This window comes from Nocardioides sambongensis (genome assembly GCF_006494815.1).
Classification (GTDB): domain Bacteria; phylum Actinomycetota; class Actinomycetes; order Propionibacteriales; family Nocardioidaceae; genus Nocardioides; species Nocardioides sambongensis.
On the sequence record NZ_CP041091.1, the window covers coordinates 2,093,432 to 2,117,500 of the forward strand.

The following is a 24,069-nucleotide window of genomic DNA, read 5'->3' on the forward strand; positions in this document are numbered from 1 at the left end:
CGCGCTGGGGCGCAACCGCGCGGACGGCGCCTGCCGGCCGTCACCCCGCGGGGCTCCCCGCACCGGTCACCTCGCCGGCCCCGGACCCGCCCTCATCCTCCGCGGTGGCGGTCTCCGACCCGCCCACGACCAGGGTGAGCTCCACGTCCAGGCCGTCCAGCCCGGCCTCGTCGAGGCGTCCGCGCAGCTCCTGGACGCCCAGCTCGCTCGACTGCGGGCGCAGCCCGAGGGTGACCACGTGCAGCGTGCCGCCGCGCAGGTAGACGTCGGTGACCTCCCAGCCGCGCTCCTCCGCCCATGCGGAGGCGACCGGCTCGGCGCGGGCGATCGCCGCCTGCTCCCGGGCCACGCTGAGGCTGCCGCCCGCCAGCGGCGCGGCGACCAGCAGCAGGGAGGCGGCCACGGTGACCAGGCTGCGCCCCCGCAGCCGGTCGACCCGGATGCCGACCAGTGGCGCGGACGCCCGCACCCGGGCGGCCAGCAGCACGGCCGTCCCGGTCGCGATGATCGCCGCGACGTTGGTGCCGAAGAGCAGCAGGGCACCCATCGACTGGTCGTAGGCACCGGACTCCGCGGTCAGCCCGACCACGGCCAGCGGCGGCACCAGGGAGATCGCGATCGCGACCCCCGGCAGGGTGTCGGAGACGTCGGAGCGGACCACCGCGAAGGCACCCACCAGGCCGGTGGCGATCGCGGCGACCAGGTCGATCAGCTTCGGACTGACCCGCGCGGCCACCTCCGAGTTCGTGTCCGCGACGACGTCGAGCTGGATGGTGAGCCCGACCAGGTAGCCGATCGCGACGACCGCCGCCGACGCACCCACCGTCAGGGCGATGCTGCGGGCCACCGCGTGGCGGTCGGCGAGGACGATCGCCAACGCCGTGCCCAGGATCGGGGTCATCAGCGGCGCGACGATCATCGCGCCGATCACGGTCGCGGTGGACTGGGCCACCACGCCGGCGGCGGCGATCACCGCCGAGAGGGTCAGCAGCACCCAGAACGCGGTGTGGTTGCGCCACCGGTCGCCCCGGGCGAGGAAGAGCCGGTCGGAGATCCGCTCGACGTCGCTGCCGTTGACCCGAATCGCAGCGGACCACCTGTTCATGGCTGCATTCTGCTGTCCCCGCACCCGGACCGACGAGCGACGCGCGCAGCCGCTCGCACGACTGCTCGCGCTGCCTGCCGCACGACCCGCGCGGTGCGCCGTGTCCGGTCGCGCTACGGTGCTCGCGTCGGGTGCGGCCGCGACCGCACGACCGGGGCTCGGAGAGGCAGGAGGCGGCGACGTGCGACTGCCCTCCCTGCCCAGGATTCCCGGCCTGCGCCGCGTCCCCCGGCCGACCCGCAGCGACGCCAACGCCGGCCTCGTCCTCGGCGTGGAGAGCGTGCCCGACGGCCTGGCGAGCGGCCTGCTGGCCGGGGTGAACCCGATCTCCGGGCTCTACGGCTACCTGTTCGGGATGCTCGGAGCGGCCGCCTTCACCAGCACCAGCCTGATGGCGGTCCAGGCGACCGGCGCGATGGCGCTGGTGGTGGCCGACACCGACCTGTCCTCCGGCGGCGACCCGGACCGCGCCCTGTTCACCCTCGCCATGCTGACCGGCGTGGTGATGGTCGTCGCCGGCCTCCTCCGCGGCGGCACGCTGCTGCGCTTCGTGCCGACGGCCGTGATGACCGGCTTCGTCACCGCCGTCGGCATCAACATCGTCCTGGGACAGCTCGCCAACTTCACCGGGTACGACGCCGAGGGCGCCAACCGCGTGCTGCGCGCCCTCGACCTGGTGCTCCATCCGTGGCGGATCGACCCGGCCGCCTTCGCGGTCGGCTGCGTCACCGTCGGCGGGATCGTGCTGCTCAACCGGACCCGGCTGAAGTCGATGGGGATGGTCGTCGCCATCGTGGTGGGGTCGGCGCTGGTGGTCCCCCTGGAGGCCACCGGCTGGGAGGTGCCGCTGGTCAGTGGACTGGCCGAGATCCCCTCCAGCCTGCCGACGCCGGTCCTGCCCGAGCTCGGCGAGCTGCTGCACCTGCTGGTGCCGGCGCTGTCATTGGCCTTCGTCGGGCTGGTCCAGGGCGCCGCGGTCTCCACCGGCGTGCCGAACCCCGACGGCTCGCGCTCCGACCCCTCCCGCGACTTCATCGGCCAGGGCGTCGGCAACATCGTCGCCGGCGTCTTCCGCGGGATGCCGGTCGGCGGCTCGATGTCGGCCACCGCCCTGGTCCAGTCCGCCGGCGCCCGGACCCGTTGGTCACTGGTCTTCTCCGCGGCGGTGATGGCCGCGGTGATCCTGCTGCTCGGGGACGTCGTCGGCCGGGTGGCGATGCCCGCGCTGGCCGCCCTGCTGATCGTGGTTGGCCTCGGCTCGATCAAACCGACCAGGGTGGTCGACGTCTACCGCAGCGGCCCGTTGCAGACGGCGGTGATGGGGGTGACCCTGGTGCTCACCCTGGTCGTCCCGCTGCAGTACTCGGTGCTGATCGGGGTCGGCCTGGCGATCGTGCTGTTCGTTGCCGAGCAGTCCAACCGGCTGACGTTGCGGGCGCTGGTGCCGGACGGGCGCCGGGTGCGCGAGGTCGACCCGCCCGGCGTCGTACCGGGTCGGGAGGTGCTGGTGCTGCAGCCGACCGGACAGCTCTTCTTCGCCTCCGCTCCCGGCTTCGAGGCGATGCTCCCGATCGTGACGTCGGCCAGCGAGGGGGCGGTGGTGGTGCTCCGGTTGCGCGGGATCGACCACGTGGGGCTCTCCGTGATCGACGTGCTGCGCCGCTACGCGGACGCGCTGACCGCGGAGCGGGCCACCCTCAAGGTGGTGATCGGGTCGGAGACCGTGGACCACCAGCTCACCGCCGCCGGCCTGCTGGAGCGACTCGGCCCCGAGCACGTCTATCGCGGCAGCGAGTGGCTCGGCGATGCCACCCGCCGCGCCCACGCCGACGGCCTGGCCCAGATCGCGGCCGCCGCCGACGACTGATCGGCCGCCGGCTGCGGCGGTGGGAACGATCCGGGGACCTGCCCTGGAAAGGGCACGACCCCGCCCGACGTGGTCGGACGGGGTCGTGAACCCGATGGGGGAAAAGTCAGGAGAGCGCCTTGGCCTTGAGGGCGTCGAACTCGGCCTGGTCGATCGCACCGGCGTCGAGCAGGCTCTTCGCCCGGGCGATCTCGTCGGCGGGCGAGCCGGCACCGGCGGAGACGGTGCGGATGTAGCTCTCGGCGTCCGCCTGGGCGGCCTGGGCCGAGGCGATGGTCCGCTCGGTCATGCCCTTGCCGCGCGCGATCAGGTAGATCAGCGCGGTCAGCAGCGGCAGCACGATCAGGAAGAAGACCCAGACGGCCTTCTTCCAGCCGCTCGTGGCGTGGTCCCGGAAGAGGTCACCCACGATCTGGAACAGGACGACCAAGTAGGCCATCAGGAGGAAGAAGGAGATGGTGAACCAGAAGAAGTCCCAGAAGCTATCCATGGCGCACAACCTAGTGGCCCCGGCGCCGCGTTGGACAGTGGGTCCGGCTCGGTGTCCCGTGGCGTCCGGCGAACCGGCGACCCGCGGAGAGTGAGCCAGCCCCGGGGACGCCGTCGATCAGCCCGCGAGCAGCGCGAGCACGGCGCTGCGGACGACGGCCGTCGCCCGGCGCTGGTCCAGCTGCTGCCGCATCACCAGCTGGCGACGGAACGACCAGTCGAGGAGCGCCTCGAGCAGGTCGAGCGCACCCTCCGGGTCCTCGTGGGAGGCGAGCTCGGGCGCAAAGGCGGTCGCTGCCTGGAGTCGGAATCCCGATCTCCGCTCCTGCACCAGCGCCGCGACCTCCGCGGACCGCGCCACGTGGACCAGCTCCGCCGACCGGATCCCGGCCTGCACGTCGAAGAGCGCCTCACGCTGGCGCAGCACCTCGGTGAGGCGGACCTCCAGCGGGCCGTCGGGTGCCACCGGCTCGAGCAGCGCGTCGATCCGGCGGGCCTGCTCGGCGGCCGCCTCCTGGCGCAGCTCGTCCAGGTCGGCGAAGTGCACGAAGACACTGCGCTCGGAGACCCCGGCGCGGGCCGCGATGTTCTTGGCGGTCGGCGTCAGGTCCCCTCGGTCAGCGCGGTCAGCACCGCTTCGATGATCACCCGTCGCGTGTGCTCGGGGTCGCGCACGCGGCGCTTGCGAACCGGCCCGACGGCCTCTGCACCAGACACGGTGGACATCCCATCACGGGGTCGCCGGATTCCCGCGCCGGCTCACCCCATCGGGCGGAGGACGCCGCGGTGCACGGCCGGGACTCACCTCGCTCGCTGCTCCTGCAGGGGCAACTGAGGGCTCCCGTCCACAGGATCCACCCATCGCGTGCGCCCGACGACTGGCTAGGGTGCGAACGGCCGGGACGTCGGCCGCCCACCCGCCCGCCGACCCCGCGGCGGCGGCCCGGAAGGAGACAGCGTGGACTTCGGCACCCTGATGGAGCAGCGGTGGAGCTGCCGGGCGTTCCGGCCCGAGCCGCTCGAGGACGAGCTGGTCACCGAGATCCTCACCGTCGCGCAGCGCACCCCGTCGTGGTGCAACACCCAGCCCTGGCAGGTGCACCTGCTCGGCGGCGACGCGCTCGAGTGGTTCCGCAAGGAGCTGCGGGCCCGGGTCGAGGCCGAGCCGTTCGGCGTCAGCAGCGACGTCCCGCTCCCGGGCGGCTACCTCGGGGTCTACGACGACCGCCGCCGCGCGGCCGGCTATGCGCTCTACGAGAGCCTCGGCATCGAGCGCGGCGACAAGGCTGCTCGCGCCGAGCAGATGCTGCGCAACTACGACTTCTTCGACGCTCCGCACGCGGTGATCGTCACCTCCGACCGGATCCAGGGCACCTACGGCGCCCTGGACTGCGGCGCCTACGTGACCAACCTGATGAACGCCGCGCTGGACCGCGGGGTCGGCACCATCGCGCAGGGCGCCATCGGCATCCACTCCGGAGCGGTACGACGCCTGCTCGGCCTGCCCGAGGACCGGATCGTGCTGTGCGCGGTCGCTTTCGGCCGGCCCGCGGAGGACCACCCGGTCAACACCTTCCGCACCGATCGCGCCGCACTGGACGACGTGGTGCACGTCGTGGAGCGCCCGTGACCGGCCCGGGCGCGACGCCGCCGGGGCCGCTGGAGGTCCACCGCGAGGGCCCCGTGCTGGTGATGACACTGAACCGGCCGGCCAAGCGGAACGCGCTGAACCAGGAGCTCAGCGACGCCCTCTCGGCGGCGCTGGACCGGCTCGACGACGATCCGTCGCTGCACGTCGGTGTGATCGCCGGCAACGGGCCGGTGTTCTGTGCCGGCACCGATCTCACCTCGATGTCGGGGCCGCGCACCGACCGGGGCGGTGAGTACGGGCTGATCCGGCGCACCCGGGCGACCCCGTTGATCGCCGCGGTCGACGGCCCGGCACTCGGCGGCGGCTTCGAGCTGGTGCTCGCCTGCGACCTGGTGGTCGCGAGCGAGGCCGCCCGGTTCGGGCTCCCCGAGGTGGCGCGGGGCCTGGTGCCGACCTGCGCCGGGCTCTTCCGGGCTCCGGACCGGCTGCCGGCCAACCTGGCCACCGAGCTCGCCCTCACCGGCGACCCGATCGGGGCAGCCCGCGCCCACCAGGTGGGTCTGGTCAACGTGCTCACCGAGCCGGGGGCCGCGCGCGAGGGCGCACTGGCCCTGGCGGCCCGGATCGACCGGAACTCGCCGGACACGGTCAGCGCCTCGCTGCGCGCGGTGCACGACGCCCGGGGTCCCGCGGAGGCGGTGGGCTGGACCGCGACCGAGCTCGCGATCGGTCGGATGCAGGCCTCCCGGACGCGCGCGAGGGCGTCACCGCGTTCTTCGAGCGACGGCCGCCACGCTGGTCGCGCTGAGCGTCCCGGCCGGGCTCAGGTCGTCGTACCGGAGCCGGGCCGCGCCGCGGTGACCGCGCGGTCGGCGAGCTCGGCGCCCGCCCCGTCGTAGAGCTGGAAGCCCGTGTCCGCGCCCCGCTCCCCGGCTTGGCGCAGGTCCTCGTCGAACTGGGCGACGACCGCGACCGTGCCGGGGTAGCCACTCTCCCGCAGCCGCTCCAACACGTGCAGGTTGCTGCCGTGGAAGGGCATGGCGAGCAGCACCAGCTCGGTGCCGCGGAACGAGTCGGCCGACCACAGCTCGGGATCGGTGGCGTCGCCCTCGACCACCTGGTAGCCCTCGGCGCAGAGGCGCTCGCAGCGCTCCCGGTCCGTCTCGATGCCCAGCACCCGCAGCCCGTAGGTGTCCTGCAGCCGTTCGTAGGCGGCCCGGCCCACCCGCCCCATGCCGAGCACCACGGCCTGCTTGTCCCCTGCGTCGAGCGGACGGTCCTCGGGATGGATCCGGTCCACGGGCCGGTCCGGCAGTACCCGGCGCATCAGCCGGACCAGCCGCTCGCCGCCGCTGACGGGCAGTGCGGAGAAGACGAAGCTGACCGCCACCGCGGTGCCCAGGATCGCGGTCCACTCCTCGCCGAGCAGGCCGGACGGGGCCGCGACCACGACGATCAGGCCGAACTCGGAGAAGTTGGTGAGCACCGTCGAGGTCAGCACCGCCGTGCGACGACGGAAGCGGCACAGCCAGAAGAGCAGCGCGTAGCCGAGTGCCTGGGCCGGGAGCAGCAGGAGCAGGGCTGCGGCGATGCCGAGCTCGCCCGGGTCGGGAAGCCCGCCGAGGCCGATCGAGACGAAGAATCCGACCAGCAACAGGTCCTTGAGCGTGAACAGGCTCTTGGCGAGCTCACCCGACCGCGGGGCCGACGCCAGGAGCATCCCGACCACCAGCGCGCCGAGGTCGCCCTTGACGCCCAACGCGTCGAAGAGCCAGTAGCCGGGGACCAGGGCCAGCGCGACCCCGTAGAGCGGGAGCAGCTCGTCGTGTCCGAGCCGGGCCAGCGCCCAGCGCAGCAGCGGCGCCGCCGGGACGAGCGCGAGCAGCAGGAACGCCCACGGGCTGGGCGCGCGACCCTCGGTGACCGCGAGGAAGGCGACGGCGGCCAGATCCTGGATCACCAGCACGCCGATCGCGGTACGCCCGCTCAGCGACCGGGTGCCGTTGCGCTCCTCGAGCAGCTTGACCACCAGCACCGTGCTGGAGAAGGAGAGCGCGAAGCCGACGAACGCCCACCCCTGCGGCCCGGCGTCGGTGACGAGGCCGACGCCGATCACGGCCATCGCGCCGAGCAGGGCGACACCCAGCACCGCGCTGCCCGCCATGTGCACCGACGCGGCCAGCCAGACCTCGCGCCGGGCCAGCGATCGCAGGTCCACCTTCAGGCCCACGCCGAAGAGCAGGATGGTGACACCGAGATCGGCGACGGTCTGCACGGTGCCGGTGGCCTCCACGCCGAGGGGCGCGAGGGCGAACCCCGCGACCAGGAAGCCCACCAGCGGAGGCAGCCGGACCATCGCCGCGAGCGCTCCGCCGATCAGGGAGGCCAGCAGGATCGCCTCGGTGTCCCCCATGGTCTCCCCCTTCGTGCTCGGCGCCGGGATGATTCTCCCAGCACCCCCGCGCTGGCTCCGAACGGCCCGGTGGCCGGACCGGCCGACGCGGCTCAGGGCGTCGGCAGGTCCAGGCGCAGGAACCGGGGACGGTAGAGCAGGGGGTTGCGCAGCACCTTGCCGAAGTCGGTGCTGTTGCGGCTGTAGGAGACGATCACCGACCCCGGCTCCGGGAACAGGTCGGGATGCGCGAGGGGCATGTAGCGCAGCTGGCCCGTCTGGCCGTCGGTGGGCAGCTGGGCCGAGGGCGGCTGCGCGACGTACGGACCGGTGGGCTCGGGCGCGGTCCAGAAGACCAGGTCGGTGCCGAGCACCTCGTTGCGCTTGCTGAACGCATACCAGGTCGCCCCGCGACGGAAGACGCTCAGCGTCTGGGAGACGCCGTCGGCCGCGCCGATCAGCTCGACGGCCTCCTCCGAGCCCCGCACCCATGCGGTGCCGTCCCAGTACCGCCAGCGGCCGGGGCGGGTCGCGTCGTCGGTCCGCATCCGCGCGACCCGCATCGAGAAGCCGGAGACGGGCTCCGCGTCCGCGGCGCGGGCGGTGCCGTAGGCGTAGAGCCAGCCTCCGTCCCGCACGCTCGCCGCGCCCCACATGGGCCGCGTGGTGTCGGGGTCGTCCTCGCCCAGGTCGGTCACCGAGAGCAGCTGCGGCGTCTTCCCCACCGGTACGACGAACCGCGCCACCGCCGGCCCCAGGATGGTGAACCCGAAGACGTCCTCGGACTCCCCCGAGCGCGTGCGCTGGGCGAAGACGGTGACCAGGTCGTAGCCGGGCCGGGTGGTGACGGTCAGCGACATCGGCCAGTAGCCCACGTCGCCACGATCCGGGATCAGCGCGCCACCGTCCTCGGGGAGCACCACCTGCAGGCAGTCCTCGGCGACGACGAGCATCGAGTTGCGCACCAGCGTCTGGCCACCGCCGGGCGTCGCCCGGATGGTGTCCCCGAAGAGCCACACCCGCCGCCCGTCCTGGAGCAGCGCGTCGGCGCCGACGTCCCCGCCCTGGAACTCGGGCGACCCGCGCAGCCTGGTGACCCGGTTGAGGTCCTCGGCCCCGGAGATCTCCCCGGTCGCGGTGCACTCCGTGCTCGCCGCCAGGCTGGGCAGGGCCTGCGGGGTCCGGTCGGGGGTCGGCATCAGCAGCAGCACGCCGCCGGCGAGGACCACCGCCAGCACGGCCCCCGTGCCGATCCCCCGGCGCCACCGTGCCGGCACGGTCGGGGCGGTCGCAGTCGGGGCGGTCGGGGCGGGGGCCGGCGCCTGGCCCGCGCGGCGCTCCCGCACCAGCGCGACGCGCGCCAGGGCCAGCACGACGAGGGCGAGGAGCACGCCGGCGAGGAGGGCGACCAGCGGCACCACCGCGCTGGGATCGCCCGCGGCCACGCCGGCGACCGCGTCGATCGTCGCACCGACGGTGGTCCACGGGACCACCGCGGCCGGCAGGCCGCCGAGCAGGCTGGAGCCACCGGCGAGCAGCAGCGGCAGCGGCAGCACCAGCAGCACCAGCGCCGCCACGGCGAGCCCGTGCAGGCGCAGCAGCGCCTCGAGGGCGACCGTGGTCACCGCCGCGCTGAAGCAGGACACCCCGAGCACCACGGACGCGGCGACCGGAGCGGCGACGTCCCCGGAAGGTCGCAGGGCGGGTGCGCTGAGGGCCGCGACCGTGACCAGTGCACCGAGCCCGGCCGCGGCGGCGATGCGGACCAGGCCCCGGCCGAGGCTGCGCGGCACCGGCCCCAGATCAGGGAGATCGCCACGGCCAGCAGGTAGCCCGCCAGAACCGAGAGGCCCGCCGCCCAGAGCAGGGCCCGATCCGGCGGGGTCCGTCCGGGCACCTCCTGCACCGTCGGGGTCCGGCCATAGCGCTGCTCGACCGCGGTCACGTCCGCGACCAGCGCGTCCCGCACTCGCGGGTGCAGGTCGTCCCGGATCAGGAGCTCGTCCTCGGTGGTCCGCAGGTCCAGGACCAGCGCGCCGATCACCCGCCCCTCGGCCACCTCGGTCCGCGCCTCGTCGCTGTCGGTGATCCCCGTCCCGATGTCCAGGTGGCCCTCGACGAGCTCGGCGCCGGCGACCAGCGGGCCGGTCACGACGTCCGGTCCCACCAACAGCACCGGCGCGTCGTGCGGCGTGCCTCCCCAACCCTGGACCACCGCCGGAGCGAACAGCGCGAGCGACGCGGCGGCGGTGGCGAGCCACGCCAGCGTCCTGCGCCGCACGGAGCCCACGGCGCGGCCGCTCGCCGGTCGAGCCGCGGTGCGGGTCATGGCAGCAGACCCTAGCGACACCGACGCCCCGGATAGCGCGCTGCGCCCTGCGGCCGCGCTCCACGCTGTCTGGTTCCGGGCGATGCCAGGTGACTAGCGTGGGCCGCATGGAGCCCTACGCCTCGGTCGCCGACTCCTACGCCGAGTTCGCCGCCTACAGCGGCGACTCCCCGACCTTCACCTCCTGGGCACGGGCGGTCACCGAGGACCCCGAGCTCCTGGCCTGGATCGCCACCCTCCCCGGCCTCAAGCAGCAGCCCAACCTCGTCTTCGCTGCCGCTCGCTGGCACGGTGTCGCGGCGCCCGGCCCCTACCAGGGCCTGCGCGCCGCCCTGCTCGGCGACGACGGCTCGATCCGCCGGACCATCCTGACCCGAGCCACCCAGACCAACGAGGTGGGTCGCCTGGCGACGTTGCTGCCGGCGATGACCGCGGCGACCGGCCCCTTCGACCGCGCACACCCGATCGCCCTCGTCGAGGTGGGCGCGTCGGCGGGCCTCTGCCTCTACCCGGACCACTGGGGCTACGCGTGGCAGCGCGCGGACTCCGACGACGTGCTCCTCGGACCGGAACCGCGGCTGCCGTGCCGGGTCACCGGTCCTGCGCCGCTGCCGCACCAGCCGCCGAGCATCTCGCTGCGCGCGGGCATCGACCTGAATCCGCTCGACGTCACCGACGCCGACGCGATGGACTGGCTGACCACCCTGGTCTGGCCGGAGCAGGACGAGCGGCGCGAACGGCTGCGGCACGCCGTCGGCCTCGCCGCGGCCGACCCGCCGCACCTGGTGGTCGGTGACCTGCTGACCGAGCTGCCGGCGCTGGTGGAGCGGGCGGCGTCGTACGGCACCGTCGTGGTGTTCCACAGCGCCGTGATCGCCTACCTCCCACCCGACGACCGGCTGCGCTTCGACACGATGATGCGGGACCTGGTCGCTGCCGGCCGGTGCCACTGGATCAGCAACGAGGGGAAGCGGGTGCTGCCCTCGGTCACCGCGACCGGTCCGGCGACCCCCGACCAGGGGCAGGCCTTCGTGCTGGGCGTGGACGGCCGGATGGTCGCCCGCACCCACGGCCACGGGCGCACCTTGGACTGGACCGCGCGCCCGGGGCCGCCCTCGGCCGACGCGAGATAGTGTCGACGCCGTGGAGGAGCTTCGCGCCGACGGACGCCGCAACCGGTCCGCCATCCTCGACGCGGCCGCCGGCACCCTGGCCGAGACCGGCGACCTCGCCTTCACCGCGATCGCCCAGCGCGCCGGGCTCACCCGCGCCACCGTCTACCGGCACTTCCCCGACCGTCGCGCCCTGCTCGCGGCGCTCGCCCAGAAGCTCGCTGACGACCTGCTGACCCCGCTGTTGGCCGAGATCGCCGACCTCCCGCTGACCGCCGCCTGGGAGCACCTCGCCCGGACCGCTGTCAGCGCCGGCGCGGAGCACGCCCCACTGGTCAACGCACTCGACAGCTCGGTCGAGGAGACGGCGCGGCTGGCGATCACCGACGAGCCGATCAGCTCCTTCCTCCGTCACCGGCGCGAGATCGGCGACCTCACCTCCCCGCTGCCGGACCGGTGGCTGGCGCGGTGCGTGCGGTCGCTCTGCCTCACCGCTGTCTCCGACCCCTCCTCGGCCGACGAACGGGTGGCGCTGCTGACCCGGACCTTGACCGCCCTGACCCAGCCGGAGCAGGCTCCGGCGCAGCCCTGAACCCCGAAGCCGACCACCTGGAGTGTGATGAGCACCGCGACCCGTCTGGCCCACGCTGCCCGCGACCGCGTCGAGCATCCGGCGCAGGCCCTCACCCGATGGTCGCTGGGGCAGGCGCTGCCCAGCACCGCGATCGCGGCCCGTGCCCGCCGCGGAGACCTGCAGGGCCAGGTCATCCGGGCCACCCACGACTCCCAGGAGCTCCCGCTCGAGCTCTTCGCCCGGATCCGCGAGGCGGGGCCCTTCTACCGCGGCCACTTCGCCCTGGTCACCGCCCACCACGCGGTGGTCCGCGAGGTGCTGTCCAGCCCGGACGTCCAGGCCGGGATCGGACTGCAGGACGACCGCCCGATCGCGCGTCTGCTCGGCTGGGCCGGGCGGTCCGCACCGATGGGGCCGCTCAGCGAGCCGTCGCTGCTGGTCACCGAGCCGCCCGACCACACCCGGATGCGCAAGCTGGTCACCCGGGTCTTCACGGTGCGCGCGGTCGAGGGCCTGCGCGCCCGCACCGAGCAGGTCGCCGAGGAGCTCCTGGACGACCTCGTCCGCGAGGCGCCCCGTACGCGCCGGGGCGGGCCGGTCGACCTGGTCGACGCCTACGCCGCCGCCCTCCCGGTCACGGTGATCTGCGAGATCCTGGGCGTCCCCCTCGAGGAGCGCGACGTGGTGCGCCGCTTCGGCACCCTGGCCGCGCCCAGCCTGGACCTCGGGCTGCCCCTGGTCAGGTTCCGCCAGGTGGAGCGGACCCTGCGCGAGTTCGACGCCTGGCTGCGCGACCACATCGAGCAGGTACGACGATCGCCCGGCCAGGACCTGCTCAGCCAGCTCGTCGCGGTGCGCGACGACGACGGCGCCCGGCTCTCGGACGCCGAGCTGATCTCGACCGCCGGCCTGGTCCTCGCCGCCGGCTTCGAGACGACGGTGAACCTGATCGGCAACGCCACCGCGCTGCTCGCGGAGCATCCCGAGCAGCGTGCGGCCCTCGTGGCCGGGGAGGTCCCGTGGCTGCGCGCGGTGGACGAGGCGCTGCGCTTCGATCCGCCGGTGCTGCTGACCGGGCGGACCGCCGTCCGCGACACCGAGATCGCGGGCGTCCCGATCCGGAAGGGGCGCGTGGTCACCGCGCTGCTGGCCGCCGCCAACCGCGACCCCCTGGTCTTCACCGACCCGGACACCTTCGACGTCCGCCGCGAGAACGCCGGCGACCACCTGGCGTTCTCCGGCGGCCGTCACTACTGCCTGGGTGCCGCGCTGGCCAGGATGGAGGGCGAGGTCGCGCTCCGGACGCTGCACGAGCGGTTCGGGAGCCTCACCCTCGCGCCGGGGGCGCGGCGGCGGGACACCCGGATCCTGCGCGGGTGGGCCCGACTGCCGGTCGAGCTCGGTTGAGCCTGTCCGGGCCGGCCGGCCGAGCCGAGCCGGCCGAGCAGCGCAGCGCAGACCTCTCAGCCCGGGAGGGACCAGCTCTCGCCGGGTCGGAGGTCGATCGGGGTGCAGTCCGGTGCCAGCTCGGTCAGCGCCTCCTCGAACTCCTGTCGCGGTCGGTCCATCCAGCCGCGGGGCCGCTGCTGCTGTCCCGGTAGGTGCAGGGTGCCCCAGTGCACCGGCAGTGCCCATCGCGCCCGGGCCAGCCCGCACGCCCGGGCCGCCTGCGGTCCGTCCAGGTGCCCCGCGGAGAGCCGCGGACCCCACCCCGAGATCGGCACCAGGATCACGTCCAGCCGCCGCCCGAGCAGCTCGGGCACCGTGGCCATCTCGTCGTAGAGGCTGGTGTCGCCGACCGCCCAGACGGTGACGTCGGGGGTGCGGATCAGGTGCCCGTGCGCGTCGTTGGGCCGGTGCGGCATCGGCCGGTGCCGGTGGTCGGCCCGCACCTGGCGCAGCTCCACCCGCTCGCCGCACGGCAGCGGCAGCCAGGAGGAGTCGGGCAGCCCGGCGGCGGGCACGCCCCTGCGTCGCAGCCAGCGCGCGTTCCGCGGCGAGCTGTAGACCGCCGCCTCGGGCACCATCCGCAGCGAGGAGAGCTCGCAGTGGTCGTGGTGCAGGTGGGAGAGGAGCACCGCGTCCGGGGACTGCCAGCTCTCCGGACGCGGCGCCGGGTGGCGTCGTACCAGGGGCCCTGCGCGGCGCCGCAGCAGCGGGTCGGTGAGCAGACGCGCCCCCGGCAGGTCGATGGTGACGGTGGAGTGGCCCAGCCAGCTGAGGGTGACCGTCATGTCGTTGCCGGGCCGACCCCGGGGGTCAGCTCGGGTCCACCTCGTCCCCGTGCACGATCAGGGCCCAGATCACCACGACCTCGAGGCCGATCACGGCCAGGCTGGCGTACGGCGTCGCCTCCACCAGCACCACCTGGGTGACCATGTTGACCGCGAGCAGCGCGACCGCGACCACCCGTCCCCAGGTCTGGCCGAGCAGGACGGCCAGTCCGGTGAGGAAGAGCAGGACGCCGAGGAGCAGGTGGACCCAGCCCCAGGCGGTGACGTCGAGGATCACCACCAGGTCCTCGGTGCCGAGAGTGATCTCGTCGGAGGTGACGGCGGTGAGGCCGGTGACCACGTTGAAGAGGCCGACGATGCAGAGCATCACCGCCGCGAACGCGATCGGCCCCACCCAGAGGGTGCGCTGACGCGCAGCGCTCACTGCAGTGCCTTCGCCTTCAGCCGCTCGAACTCGGCCTGGTCGATGGAGCCCGCGTCGAGCAGCGCCTTGGCCCGGGCGATCTCGTCCGCCGGGGACCCGGCACCGGTCGACACGGAGCGGATGTAGGCGTCGGTGTCGACCCGGGCGGCGGTCGCTGCGGCGACGTTGCGCTCCGTCATCCCCTTGCCCCGCGCGATCAGGTAGATCAGCGCGGTCAGCATCGGCACCAGGATCAGGAAGAAGACCCACGCGGCCTTCGCCCATCCGCTGGTGCTGCGGTCGCGGAACAGGTCGGAGATGACCTGGATCAGCACGAGCAGGTAGGCCATCAGCAGGAAGAAGGAGATGATGAACCAGAAGAAGTCCCAGAAACTGTCCATGGCCGGTCAGCGTAGACCCTCCCGGCGCTCGCGGAGCGAGGACCGATCGGCGAGGCGGGATCTGGACGTCGAAGTGGACCGCCGGCCACCCACGGTGCCACGATCGTCCCCGACCTTCCAGGCAGTTCCAGCGCAACCGAGAGGCAGTCGATGCAGATCTCAACGCAGGAGTGGGGGCCGGTCGACCTGGCCGTCGTCCTCTTCGACAACCCCGAGTTCAACGGCGACATCGCCCCGGCGCTCATCGACCTCCACGCATCGGGGACCGTGCAGCTCCTCGACCTCGCGCTGGTCCGCCGCGACGGCGACGAGGTCACCGTGATCGAGATCGAGGACTCGCCGATCGCGGACTCCTTCGAGGGGCTGACCGGCGACGCCGTCGACCTGCTCAACGACGTCGACCTCGCCGAGGTGGGTGCCGGACTCGAGCCCGGCTCGGCCGCGCTGGTCCTGGTCTGGCAGAACAGCTGGGCGGCCCGTCTGAGCACGGCGCTGCGCGAGTCCGGCGGACAGGTGATCGTCCAGGAGCGCATCCCGGCGGAGACCGTCGCGGCCGCGGTGGCCGCGCTCGAGGACGACTGAGAACCCGGGCAACCGGCATCGCGAAGGAAAGAGGATCCATGATGCGTAGGCGAATCGGCCGACCCGGCCTGATCGGGACGATGGCGCGGACCGCCGTGATCAGTGGCACCGCCACCGCGGTGTCCGGTGGCGTGCAGCGCCGGCAGTACCAGCGGGCGGCCAACCGTCAGGCGGAGCAGCAGGTCCAGTACGCGGCACCGCCGCAGGCCGCCCCGACCCCGCAGCCGGCGGCCCCCCAGCCGACCGCCGCGGCAGCGGCCGGCGGCGCCGAGGACCGGATCGCACAGATCCGCGAGCTCGGCGAGCTCAAGGCGCAGGGGCTGCTCACCGACGAGGAGTTCGCCGCGGAGAAGGCGCGCATCCTCGGCGCCTGACGGCCCGCGGTACGACGAGGCCCACCAGACGAACGTCCGGTGGGCCTCGTCGTACGCGAAGGGGTTTCGGCGGTCAGGCCTTGTCCTGCATGGAGGAGCGCGCAGGGTTGCCCTGCTCCCCCGCCTTGGGGTCCTTCTCGTCCGCCTTCGCCCGGACGCCGTCCTCGACCCGCTTGCCGAGGTCGGTGTCGACGTTGCGCCAGTACTCGAAGGCGCGCACCAGCACCTTCTCGCTCACCCCGTTGAGCAGGTGCCCGACGATGTTGTCGACCAGTCGGTCACGGGCCGCGTCGTCCAGCACCTCCCGCACCAGGGTCCCCGCCTGCCCCCAGTCGTCGTCGGCCTCACGCAGGGTGTACGCCGTCCGCACCATCTCGCCGTCGGCCGCCCAACGGCCCCCGTCGTCGGTCCGCGCCGGGTCGGCCGCGGGACCGCCGTAGGAGTTGGGCGCGTAGACCGGTCCGGTCGCGTTGCGCACCCGCATCGCGCCGTCCTTCGAATAGCTGTGCACCGGTGACTTCGGCTCGTTGACCGGGATCTGGCGATAGTTGCCGCCCAACCGGGCGCGGTGCGCGTCGGAGTAGCTGAACCCACGGGCGAGCAGCATCTTGTCCGGGGACAGCCCGGTGCCGGGGACCAGGTTGTTGGGCTCGAACGCCGCTTGCTCGATCTCGGTGTGATAGTCGGTCACGTTCCGGTTCAGGGTCATCCGGCCGACCTCGTGCAGCGGGTAGTCGTCGTGGGGCCAGACCTTGGTGAGGTCGAACGGGTTGTACCGGTAGGTCTTGGCGTCCTCGAAGGGCATGATCTGCACCTTCAGGGTCCACGACGGGAACTCTCCGGCCTCGATGTGCTCGAAGAGGTCGCGCTGGTGGTAGTCGGTGTCGGCCGAGGCCATCTGGTCGGCCTCGTCCTGGGTGAAGCACTCGACGCCCTGGTCGGTCTTGAAGTGGTACTTGACCCAGAACACCTCGCCGGCCGCGTTGATCCAGGAGTAGGTGTGGCTGGAGTACCCGTTCATGTGGCGCCAGCTGCGCGGGATGCCACGGTCCCCCATCAACCAGGTGACCTGGTGCGCCGACTCCGGCACCAGCGTCCAGAAGTCCCACTGCATGTCGTGGTCGCGCAGGTTGTTGTCCAGGCGCCGCTTCTGGGAGCGGATGAAGTGCTGGAACTTCATCGGGTCCCGCATGAAGAAGACCGGGGTGTTGTTGCCGACGAGGTCCAGGTTGCCCTCCTCGGTGTAGAACTTCAGCGCGAAGCCGCGCGGGTCGCGCCAGGTGTCCGGGCTACCGCGCTCACCCGCCACGGTGGAGAAGCGGGCCAGCATCTCGGTCCTCCGGCCGGGCTGGAACACGTCGGCCCGGGTATAGGCGGAGACGTCGCCGGTCACCTCGAACTCACCGAACGCACCACCACCCTTGGCGTGCGGCTGCCGCTCGGGGATCCGCTCGCGGTTGAACTGCGCCATCTGCTCGATCAGGTAGTGGTCCTGGAGCAGCAGCGGGCCGTCGGGTCCCACCGACAGCGAGTACTCGTCACTGGCAACGGGATTGCCGGCGTCGTTCGTGGTCGCGGGGCGTGCCCCGGCGTCGTCGTTCATCACGGTCCTTCCTCGCCCGCGCGGTGCTCGCGCGGGCACGCAGATACGAGGAGTCGGTACCCACCGGTCCGTGGGCTATGACCCCAACCTGCTGCCGGCGCGGTCGTAATTCAAGGGCGCCCCTGCTGCGGGCTCCCTCGACCGGTACGCCGTCAGCGTGGCGCGCGCGCCGCGTGGGCCAGTGCCTCGCGGCAGGCGGCGACGCCGGGGCTCGCCCCGGAGGAGAGTCGTGCCGAGGTGAAGATCGACCGCTGCGGAGCGTCCGGCAGGGCGCACAGCCGTGCCGGGGCGGGCAGGCCCTTCCACAGGATGTCGGGCAGCAGGGCGACCGCGTGCCCGGACTGCACCAGGCGCAGGTGGGCCTGCAGGTCGGCGGTCTCGAACCGGACGTCGGGCTCGAAGCCGGCCCGGCGACAGGTCTGCTCGGCGAAGTGACGGGAGGCCGCCCCGACCGGCTCCATCACCCACGGGACGTCCGCCGCGTCCTCGATGGTCCGGATGTGGGCGTGGTCGGCACCCTGCGCGGCGACCGCGAGCCACAGGCTGTCGGTGGTGAGCGGCACCCGATCCAGGCCGGGGTGGCGCGGCGACGCGTGGTGCGGATACTCCTCGGCGACCACGAGGTCGAAGTCGCGGGCCCAGGTCTCGGCCAGCGCCGTCTCCGGCTCGCGCTGCACGACGGTGACCCGCAGCTGTGGGTGCTCGTCGCGGAGCCAGGTGAGGGCGGCCGGCAGCAGGGCCAGCGCGGCGGACTGGAAGACGGCCACGCGCAACGAGCCGGACGGCGTGGCCAGCGAGGCGGCGACCTCCTCCTCGGCACGTTCCAGCCCGGCCAGGACGTGCTCAGCGTGCCGCACCAGGATCTCGGCCTGCGGGGTCAGCCTCACACCGCGACCGGCCTTGATCAGCAGCGGGACACCGGCCTCGCGTTCGAGCTGGGTGAGCTGCTGGGAGACCGACGATGGACTCTGGTGCAGCGCCTCGGCCACCCTGGCCAGGGTGCCCCGTACGGCCAGCTCGCGGAGCAGCCGCAGTCGTCGTACGTCCAGCAAGACGGCTCCCCTCCCCATCCGATCCATCAGGAGATGCGATGAATCAGCATCAGCAATCATCACTTTACCTGACGACAACCGGCGGATCAGACTGACGGGATCACCCCCTCCCGGAAGTGGATCCGCCCGTGACGACGTCCTCCCTCCCGACCGACCTGCACGACCCGGCGCTCACCGACGAGGTCGAAGCCCTGGTCCGGCAGTGGCTCGCCACCGCGGCCGAGGTGCCGGCCGACAGCTCGGCCGAACAGCTCGCCGGCGTGCTCAAGGACCCGGCCGGCCTACCGTTCGCCGTCGGCTTCGTCGACGGCGTGATCCGGCCCGAGGATCCACGCGTGGCGGCGCAGGCCTTCGCCGAGCTCGCCGAGGACCTCCCCCGCTTCCTGGCCTGGCACCTCCGGACGGCGGTCAAGGTCGGCGCACTGGCGGCGAGGATCGCGCCCGGGCTGGTCATCCCGGTGGTCCGCCGGGTGCTGCGCCGGATGGTGGGGCACCTGGTGGTCGACGCATCCGACCGGCGGTTGGGACGCTCGATCGCCCGCATCCGGCGTACCGGCGTGCGGTTGAACGTCAACCTCCTCGGCGAGGCCGTCCTCGGCGAGGGCGAGGCCACCCGGCGGCTCGAGGGCACCCACCGCCTGCTCGCCCGCGACGACGTCGACTACGTGTCCATCAAGGTCTCCTCGACCGTGGCACCGCACTCGCCCTGGGCGTTCGAGGCCACGGTGGCCCACGTCGTCGAGCAGCTGCGGCCGCTCTACCTGCGCGCGGCACGGTCCCCCTCCCGGAAGTTCATCAACCTCGACATGGAGGAGTACCGCGACCTCGACCTGACCGTGGCCGTCTTCACCCGCCTGCTCGACGAGCCGGAGCTGCAGGACCTCGAGGCCGGCATCGTGCTCCAGGCCTATCTGCCCGACACCCTCGCCACCATGCAGCACCTGCAGGAGTGGGCCGCGGACCGTCGCGCCCGGGGTGGCGCCGGCATCAAGGTCCGCCTGGTCAAGGGCGCGAACCTGCCGATGGAGTCGGTCGAGGCCGCCGTGCGCGACTGGCCGCTGGCCACCTGGGGCAGCAAGCAGGACACCGACACCCACTACAAGCGGATCCTCGACTACGCGCTGCACCCGGACCGGGTGGCCAACGTCCGGCTCGGGGTCGCGGGCCACAACCTCTTCGACGTCGCCTTCGCCTGGCTCCTGGCCGGCCGCCGCGGCGTCCGGGACGGCGTCGACTTCGAGATGCTGCTCGGGATGGCCCAGGGCCAGGCCGAGGCGGTACGACGCACCGTCGGCGACCTGCTCCTCTACACGCCGGTCGTCCGGGCCACGGAGTTCGACACCGCGATCGCCTACCTGGTGCGCCGGCTCGAGGAGGGCGCCAGCCAGGAGAACTTCATGTCGGCGGTCTTCGACCTGGGCAGCGACGAGAGCCTCTTCGCCCGGGAGCGCGAGCGTTTCCTGGCCTCCTTGCACGCCGTCGACCCCGCCGTGCCGCATCCGAACCGCACCCAGGACCGTCGTACCGATGCGGTGCCGGTGCCCGGCAACGGATTCGTGAACACCCCCGACACCGACCCCGCACTGCCGGGCAACCGCGACTGGGCCGCCGACATCCTGCGGCGTGCCGCGGACAGCGCGCTCGGCGCGGACCTGGTCGAGGAGCACACGGTGAGCTCGCCGGAGGCGCTGGAGCAGGTCGTGGTGAGCGCTGTCGCCGCCCAGCCCGGATGGGCCGAGCGTGGCGGCACGGGCCGCGCCGCAGTGCTCCGGCGTGCCGCCGCCGAGCTCGAACGGCGCCGCGGCGACCTGGTCGAGGTGATGGCGGCGGAGTGCGGGAAGACCCTCGACCAGGCCGACCCGGAGGTCTCCGAGGCGATCGACTTCGCGCGGTACTACGCCCGCTCGGCCGAGCGGCTGGAGCAGACCGACGGCGCCCGTCCGGTCCCGGTCGGCCTGACCGTGGTGACCCCGCCCTGGAACTTCCCGGTGGCGATCCCGGCCGGGTCGATGCTGGCGGCGCTCGCAGCGGGCTCGTCGGTCGTGGTCAAGCCCGCGCCACAGGCCCAGCGCTGCGGGTCGGTGGTGGTCGAGGCGCTGTGGGCGGCCGGTGTGCCGCGCGAGGTGCTGCACCTGGCGCACGTCGAGGAGTCCGATCTCGGACGGGGACTGGTCTCCGACCCCCGGGTCGACCGGTTGATCCTCACCGGGGCGTTCGAGACGGCCGAGCTCTTCCGCAGCTTCCGACCCGACCTCCCCCTGCTCGCCGAGACCAGCGGCAAGAACGCCATCGTGGTCACTCCCAGCGCGGACCTCGACCTCGCGGCCAAGGACGTCGTCGCCTCCGCGTTCGGCCACGCGGGCCAGAAGTGCTCGGCCGCGTCACTGGCGATCCTGGTCGGGCCGGTGGCGACCTCCCGTCGGTTCCGCGACCAGCTGGCGGACGCCGTCCGGTCGCTCCGGGTCGGCTACCCCACGGACCCGACCAGCCAGGTCGGCCCGGTCATCGAGCCGGCCCGGGGCAAGCTGCTGGAGGCGCTGACCACCTTGGACGAGGGCGAGTCCTGGCTGGTGGAGCCGACCCCCTCGACGACACCGGGCGGCTCTGGTCCCCCGGGGTCAAGCTGGGCGTCGCCCCCGACTCCCGGACCCACCTGACCGAGTTCTTCGGGCCGGTCCTCGGGATCATGACGGCCGAGACGCTCGACGAGGCGATCGCCCTGCAGAACGCGCCGGCCTACGGCCTCACCGCGGGCATCCACTCCCTCGACGCCGACGAGATCGCCGCCTGGGTGGACCGCGTGCAGGCGGGCAACCTCTACGTCAACCGCGGGATCACCGGCGCGATCGTGCAGCGGCAGCCGTTCGGCGGCTGGAAGCGGTCCGCCGTCGGCGCCGGCACCAAGGCCGGCGGGCCCAGCTACCTGCACGGTCTGGTCGACTGGGAGCCGATCGAAGCCCGGGAGGGCGACGAGTTGCTCCCGCCCAGCGTCCGTTCCTCGAGTCCGCCACGGCGACCGATCTCCCGGCCGACGATGTGGCCCGGCTCGAACGGGCGCTGCGCAGCGACGCCCACGTCTGGCGGACCGACCTCGGCCGTACCACCGACCCGACCGGCATCGCCGTCGAGCGCAACGTGCTGCGCCACCTCCCCGTCCCCGTCGCCGTCCGGTACGACGGAGAGCGCCCCGTGGCCGATCTCCTCCGGGTGGTGGCCGCAGGGGTGGTCGCCGGATCGTCTGTCGCGGTCAGCACACCGACGGACCTGCCGATCGCGGTCCAGACCGCGTTCAGCGCCGCCCGGGTCGCGGTCACCGTCGAGACCGAGCACGAGTGGACCACCCGGGCCTCCGGCTTGCCCGCCGGGCGGGTGCGGCTGGTCGGCGGCGACCGCGCAGCCCTGGCACGAGCCACCGGTGGCCGCCCAGACCTGGCGATCTACGCGCAGCCCGTCACCGAGGCGGGTCGCGTGGAACTGCTGCCCTTCGTCCACGAGCAGGCGGTGAGCATGACCGCCCACCGATTCGGCACGTTGGACGGTCTCACCGACAACATCCTCCCCGTCGGCCAGGGGCGAGGTCGCGCCTAACAGCGCACAGCACCCCGAGCGGACACCGCTGCGGCCGCTCGGGGTGTGGGAAAAAGACTGATGGGCCATCACCTGGTGGTGATGGCCCATCGTCAATGTTTGTCCGGCGGCGTCCTACTCTCCCACAGCCTCTCGGTTGCAGTACCATCGGCGCTGGCAGGCTTAACTTCCGGGTTCGGTATGGGACCGGGTGTTTCCCTGCCGCTATGGCCGCCGTAACTCTATTACCCCATCACTCCCCCGCTTGTGTCCCTTTGTGCCCTTTGTGTCCGCCGGGTGTGGGGTTGGGGGTGGGGTGGTCTGTTGATTCTCCACCATCTGATCATCTGATCAACCGGTGATCTGGTGATCTGGTGATCTGGTGATCTGGTGATCGTGTGGTCGTGTGGACGCGAGTGTTGTTGTCTTGCGCGGTGTCCCATTTCATGTCCCAAACAAACAGTTTTTGTTTGTTGGGTGTGTTGGGGATTTGTTGTGGCAAGCTTTCGGCCTATTAGTACCGGTCGGCTGGGCATTACTGCTGTACACCTCCGGCCTATCAACCCAATCATCTTTTGGGGGCCTTATCCCCTCAAAGGGGGTAGGAAACCTCATCTTGAAACGTGCTTCCCGCTTAGATGCGTTCAGCGGTTATCACTTCCGAACGTAGCCAACCAGCCCTGCACCTGGCGGTACAACTGGCACACCAGAGGTTCGTCCATCCCGGTCCTCTCGTACTAGGGACAGCCTTTCTCAAGTTTCCAACGCGCGCGGCGGATAGGGACCGAACTGTCTCACGACGTTCTAAACCCAGCTCGCGTGCCGCTTTAATGGGCGAACAGCCCAACCCTTGGGACCTACTCCAGCCCCAGGATGCGACGAGCCGACATCGAGGTGCCAAACCATCCCGTCGATATGGACTCTTGGGGAAGATCAGCCTGTTATCCCCGGGGTACCTTTTATCCGTTGAGCGACCACCCTTCCACGAGGAGTGGCCGGATCACTAGTTCCGACTTTCGTCCCTGCTCGACATGTCTGTCTCACAGTCAAGCTCCCTTGTGCACTTACACTCAAAACCTGATTGCCAACCAGGCTGAGGGAACCTTTGAGCGCCTCCGTTACATTTTGGGAGGCAACCGCCCCAGTTAAACTACCCATCAGGCACTGTCCCTGAACCAGATCATGGCCCTAGGTTAGACATCTAGTACGACCAGAGTGGTATTTCAACGATGACTCCACCCATCCTGGCGGACGAGCTTCACAGTCTCCCACCTATCCTACACAAGCCGAACCAAACACCAATGCCAAACTATAGTAAAGGTCCCGGGGTCTTTCCGTCCTGCCGCGCGTAACGAGCATCTTTACTCGTAGTGCAATTTCGCCGAGTCCATGGTTGAGACAGCGCCCAAGTCGTTACTCCATTCGTGCAGGTCGGAACTTACCCGACAAGGAATTTCGCTACCTTAGGATGGTTATAGTTACCACCGCCGTTTACTGGGGCTTAAATTCTGAGCTTCGAACCCCGAAAGGCTCTAACCCGTCCTCTTAACCTTCCAGCACCGGGCAGGAGTCAGTCCGTATACATCGTCTTACAACTTCGCACGGACCTGTGTTTTTAGTAAACAGTCGCTTGGGCCTGGTCTCTGCGGCCCTTCACGCTCCCGGAGCAAGTCCGATCACGATCCGGGCCCCCTTCTCCCGAAGTTACGGGGGCATTTTGCCGAGTTCCTTAACCATGGTTGTCTCGATCGCCTTGGTATTCTCTACCTGATCACCTGAGTCGGTTTGGGGTACGGGCGGCTCATGGCTCGCTAGAGGTTTTTCTCGACAGCATAGGATCACCCACTTCCCCCCTACGGGGTCGGCATCACATCTCAAGCTCGGCATCAAAGCCAGGAATCCGGATTTGCCTAGATCCCGCCCTACATGCTTACCCACGCACAACCATCGGCGTGGTTGGGCTACCTTCCTGCGTCACCCCATCGCTTGACTACTACCGGATCGGGTCCCACGCTCCACACAACCGTCTCACCCCGAAGGGATCAATCAACTGCGCTTCGGGTGGTTAGCATCACCGGGCTCATCATGGGCGCCACTTCGCCGGTACGGGAATATCAACCCGTTGTCCATCGACTACGCCTGTCGGCCTCGCCTTAGGTCCCGACTTACCCAGGGCAGATTAGCTTGACCCTGGAACCCTTGATCATTCGGCGCACGGGTTTCTCACCCGTGATTCGCTACTCATGCCTGCATTCTCACTCGTGCCACATCCACCACTAGATCACTCTGCAGCTTCACCCGTGGCACGACGCTCCCCTACCCATCCACACCCCTGGAAGACCAAAGATCTCCTGGGTTCAATGTAGATGCCATGGCTTCGGCGGACGGCTTGAG

General features: G+C 71.7%; 21 protein-coding genes, 2 rRNA genes and 1 pseudogene (1 of these 24 running past the window's edge). 11 read left to right on the plus strand and 13 right to left on the minus strand.

From position 1 onward, the window contains the following. Positions 1-40: 40 nt before the first annotated feature. On the minus strand, positions 41-1,105 hold the full coding sequence (locus tag FIV43_RS09790; RefSeq protein ID WP_141013981.1) for a DUF389 domain-containing protein: 1,065 nt from the start codon (positions 1,103-1,105) through the stop codon (positions 41-43). A gap of 181 nt (positions 1,106-1,286) precedes the next feature. On the opposite strand from FIV43_RS09790, the gene FIV43_RS09795 reads away from it, so the two are divergent. Further along, positions 1,287-2,972 (plus strand): SulP family inorganic anion transporter, encoded by a 1,686-nt coding sequence (locus FIV43_RS09795; protein ID WP_196781029.1) that lies wholly within the window; start codon positions 1,287-1,289, stop codon positions 2,970-2,972. A gap of 106 nt (positions 2,973-3,078) precedes the next feature. On the opposite strand, the gene FIV43_RS09800 is transcribed toward FIV43_RS09795, so the two are convergent. Further along, positions 3,079-3,462, minus strand: coding sequence for an SHOCT domain-containing protein (locus tag FIV43_RS09800; protein ID WP_141013983.1), 384 nt, complete (start codon positions 3,460-3,462; stop codon positions 3,079-3,081). Positions 3,463-3,579: 117 nt separating this feature from the next. Beyond that, entirely contained in the window at positions 3,580-4,008 is a 429-nt protein-coding gene (locus tag FIV43_RS09805; RefSeq protein ID WP_141013984.1) for a hypothetical protein, read from the minus strand. Between the two features lie 411 nt (positions 4,009-4,419). Here FIV43_RS09805 and FIV43_RS09810 point away from each other — a divergent pair, with 411 nt between their 5' ends. Both FIV43_RS09810 and FIV43_RS09815 read left to right on the plus strand, forming a co-directional pair. Next, positions 4,420-5,091 carry a nitroreductase gene (locus tag FIV43_RS09810; protein WP_231123895.1) on the plus strand — a complete coding sequence of 224 codons (672 nt, stop codon included), beginning with the start codon at positions 4,420-4,422 and terminating at the stop codon, positions 5,089-5,091. Next, on the plus strand, positions 5,088-5,951 hold the full coding sequence (locus FIV43_RS09815; RefSeq protein ID WP_196781030.1) for an enoyl-CoA hydratase-related protein: 864 nt from the start codon (positions 5,088-5,090) through the stop codon (positions 5,949-5,951). Before FIV43_RS09810 ends, FIV43_RS09815 begins: the two co-directional genes overlap by 4 nt. Here FIV43_RS09815 and FIV43_RS09820 read toward each other — a convergent pair. From FIV43_RS09820 to FIV43_RS09830, 3 genes are all read right to left on the minus strand, one after another. Then, the gene (locus tag FIV43_RS09820; RefSeq protein ID WP_141013985.1) at positions 5,876-7,465 is read right to left on the minus strand and encodes a cation:proton antiporter family protein; all 1,590 of its coding nucleotides are present in this window, start codon (positions 7,463-7,465) and stop codon (positions 5,876-5,878) included. The two genes, FIV43_RS09815 and FIV43_RS09820, sit on opposite strands and share 76 nt — an antisense overlap. Before the next feature lie 92 nt (positions 7,466-7,557). Next, a complete protein-coding gene (locus FIV43_RS09825) occupies positions 7,558-9,090 on the minus strand; it encodes a DUF4185 domain-containing protein (RefSeq protein ID WP_141013986.1) in 1,533 nt (510 codons plus the stop codon). Next, positions 9,066-9,773 (minus strand): hypothetical protein, encoded by a 708-nt coding sequence (locus tag FIV43_RS09830; protein ID WP_141013987.1) that lies wholly within the window; start codon positions 9,771-9,773, stop codon positions 9,066-9,068. Before FIV43_RS09830 ends, FIV43_RS09825 begins: the two co-directional genes overlap by 25 nt. 107 nt (positions 9,774-9,880) lie before the next feature. Between FIV43_RS09830 and FIV43_RS09835 the strand changes: the two genes are divergently transcribed. From FIV43_RS09835 to FIV43_RS09845, 3 genes are read left to right on the plus strand one after another with little or no spacing between them, the layout of a single operon-like run. Next, positions 9,881-10,906, plus strand: coding sequence for a DUF2332 domain-containing protein (locus tag FIV43_RS09835; RefSeq protein ID WP_141013988.1), 1,026 nt, complete (start codon positions 9,881-9,883; stop codon positions 10,904-10,906). A 10-nt stretch (positions 10,907-10,916) separates the two neighbouring features. Continuing rightward, on the plus strand, positions 10,917-11,477 hold the full coding sequence (locus FIV43_RS09840; protein WP_141013989.1) for a TetR/AcrR family transcriptional regulator: 561 nt from the start codon (positions 10,917-10,919) through the stop codon (positions 11,475-11,477). 27 nt (positions 11,478-11,504) lie between these two features. Continuing rightward, a complete protein-coding gene (locus FIV43_RS09845; RefSeq protein WP_141013990.1) occupies positions 11,505-12,866 on the plus strand; it encodes a cytochrome P450 in 1,362 nt (453 codons plus the stop codon). Positions 12,867-12,922: 56 nt separating this feature from the next. On the opposite strand, the gene FIV43_RS09850 is transcribed toward FIV43_RS09845, so the two are convergent. The 3 genes from FIV43_RS09850 to FIV43_RS09860 are packed head-to-tail and all read right to left on the minus strand — an operon-like array spanning position 12,923 to position 14,497. Next, a complete protein-coding gene (locus FIV43_RS09850; protein ID WP_141013991.1) occupies positions 12,923-13,693 on the minus strand; it encodes an MBL fold metallo-hydrolase in 771 nt (256 codons plus the stop codon). Between the two features lie 25 nt (positions 13,694-13,718). Then, positions 13,719-14,117, minus strand: coding sequence for a DUF7144 family membrane protein (locus FIV43_RS09855; RefSeq protein WP_196781031.1), 399 nt, complete (start codon positions 14,115-14,117; stop codon positions 13,719-13,721). After that, positions 14,114-14,497 carry an SHOCT domain-containing protein gene (locus FIV43_RS09860; protein WP_141013992.1) on the minus strand — a complete coding sequence of 128 codons (384 nt, stop codon included), beginning with the start codon at positions 14,495-14,497 and terminating at the stop codon, positions 14,114-14,116. Before FIV43_RS09860 ends, FIV43_RS09855 begins: the two co-directional genes overlap by 4 nt. A gap of 150 nt (positions 14,498-14,647) precedes the next feature. Between FIV43_RS09860 and FIV43_RS09865 the strand changes: the two genes are divergently transcribed. Next, positions 14,648-15,079 carry a DUF6325 family protein gene (locus FIV43_RS09865; RefSeq protein WP_141013993.1) on the plus strand — a complete coding sequence of 144 codons (432 nt, stop codon included), beginning with the start codon at positions 14,648-14,650 and terminating at the stop codon, positions 15,077-15,079. A 38-nt stretch (positions 15,080-15,117) separates the two neighbouring features. Continuing rightward, positions 15,118-15,453 (plus strand): SHOCT domain-containing protein, encoded by a 336-nt coding sequence (locus FIV43_RS09870; RefSeq protein ID WP_196781032.1) that lies wholly within the window; start codon positions 15,118-15,120, stop codon positions 15,451-15,453. A gap of 73 nt (positions 15,454-15,526) precedes the next feature. Here FIV43_RS09870 and FIV43_RS09875 read toward each other — a convergent pair whose 3' ends face one another. Both FIV43_RS09875 and FIV43_RS09880 read right to left on the minus strand, forming a co-directional pair. Beyond that, a complete protein-coding gene (locus tag FIV43_RS09875) occupies positions 15,527-17,056 on the minus strand; it encodes a catalase (RefSeq protein WP_141013994.1) in 1,530 nt (509 codons plus the stop codon). A 152-nt stretch (positions 17,057-17,208) separates the two neighbouring features. Further along, positions 17,209-18,135, minus strand: a complete 927-nt coding sequence (locus tag FIV43_RS09880) for a LysR family transcriptional regulator (protein WP_231123896.1) — start codon at positions 18,133-18,135, stop codon at positions 17,209-17,211. Between the two features lie 101 nt (positions 18,136-18,236). On the opposite strand from FIV43_RS09880, the gene FIV43_RS09885 reads away from it, so the two are divergent. The 3 genes and pseudogenes from FIV43_RS09885 to FIV43_RS22295 all read left to right on the plus strand — a co-directional run bounded on the left by FIV43_RS09885 (position 18,237) and on the right by FIV43_RS22295 (position 21,696). After that, positions 18,237-20,765: a proline dehydrogenase family protein gene (locus FIV43_RS09885; protein WP_231123897.1), complete on the plus strand. Its 2,529-nt coding sequence runs from the start codon at positions 18,237-18,239 to the stop codon at positions 20,763-20,765. Continuing rightward, a pseudogene (locus FIV43_RS23140) lies at positions 20,672-20,974 on the plus strand (aldehyde dehydrogenase family protein); the annotation flags it as partial. The gene FIV43_RS09885 and the pseudogene FIV43_RS23140, both read left to right, overlap by 94 nt. Positions 20,975-21,144: 170 nt before the next feature. Then, entirely contained in the window at positions 21,145-21,696 is a 552-nt protein-coding gene (locus tag FIV43_RS22295) for a hypothetical protein (RefSeq protein WP_231123898.1), read from the plus strand. A gap of 101 nt (positions 21,697-21,797) precedes the next feature. Here the strand turns inward: FIV43_RS22295 and rrf are convergent. Together rrf and FIV43_RS09895 are read right to left on the minus strand one after the other, a co-directional pair. Next, positions 21,798-21,914, minus strand: a 5S ribosomal RNA gene (rrf, locus tag FIV43_RS09890). Between the two features lie 255 nt (positions 21,915-22,169). Continuing rightward, positions 22,170-24,069, minus strand: a 23S ribosomal RNA gene (locus FIV43_RS09895); it runs 1,255 nt beyond the window's last position.

What these genes read in the sequence shown, in the direction of transcription:
- FIV43_RS09790 (WP_141013981.1), bottom strand. Translation starts at nt 1,105, where the DNA reads ATGAACAGGTGGTCCGCTGCGATTCGGGTCAACGGCAGCGACGTCGAG.
- FIV43_RS09800 (WP_141013983.1), bottom strand. Translation starts at nt 3,462, where the DNA reads ATGGATAGCTTCTGGGACTTCTTCTGGTTCACCATCTCCTTCTTCCTC.
- FIV43_RS09820 (WP_141013985.1), bottom strand. Translation starts at nt 7,465, where the DNA reads ATGGGGGACACCGAGGCGATCCTGCTGGCCTCCCTGATCGGCGGAGCG.
- FIV43_RS09830 (WP_141013987.1), bottom strand. Translation starts at nt 9,773, where the DNA reads ATGACCCGCACCGCGGCTCGACCGGCGAGCGGCCGCGCCGTGGGCTCC.
- FIV43_RS09835 (WP_141013988.1), top strand. Translation starts at nt 9,881, where the DNA reads ATGGAGCCCTACGCCTCGGTCGCCGACTCCTACGCCGAGTTCGCCGCC.
- FIV43_RS09845 (WP_141013990.1), top strand. Translation starts at nt 11,505, where the DNA reads ATGAGCACCGCGACCCGTCTGGCCCACGCTGCCCGCGACCGCGTCGAG.
- FIV43_RS09850 (WP_141013991.1), bottom strand. Translation starts at nt 13,693, where the DNA reads ATGACGGTCACCCTCAGCTGGCTGGGCCACTCCACCGTCACCATCGAC.
- FIV43_RS09860 (WP_141013992.1), bottom strand. Translation starts at nt 14,497, where the DNA reads ATGGACAGTTTCTGGGACTTCTTCTGGTTCATCATCTCCTTCTTCCTG.
- FIV43_RS09865 (WP_141013993.1), top strand. Translation starts at nt 14,648, where the DNA reads ATGCAGATCTCAACGCAGGAGTGGGGGCCGGTCGACCTGGCCGTCGTC.
- FIV43_RS09870 (WP_196781032.1), top strand. Translation starts at nt 15,118, where the DNA reads ATGATGCGTAGGCGAATCGGCCGACCCGGCCTGATCGGGACGATGGCG.
- FIV43_RS09875 (WP_141013994.1), bottom strand. Translation starts at nt 17,056, where the DNA reads ATGAACGACGACGCCGGGGCACGCCCCGCGACCACGAACGACGCCGGC.
- FIV43_RS09880 (WP_231123896.1), bottom strand. Translation starts at nt 18,135, where the DNA reads ATGGATCGGATGGGGAGGGGAGCCGTCTTGCTGGACGTACGACGACTG.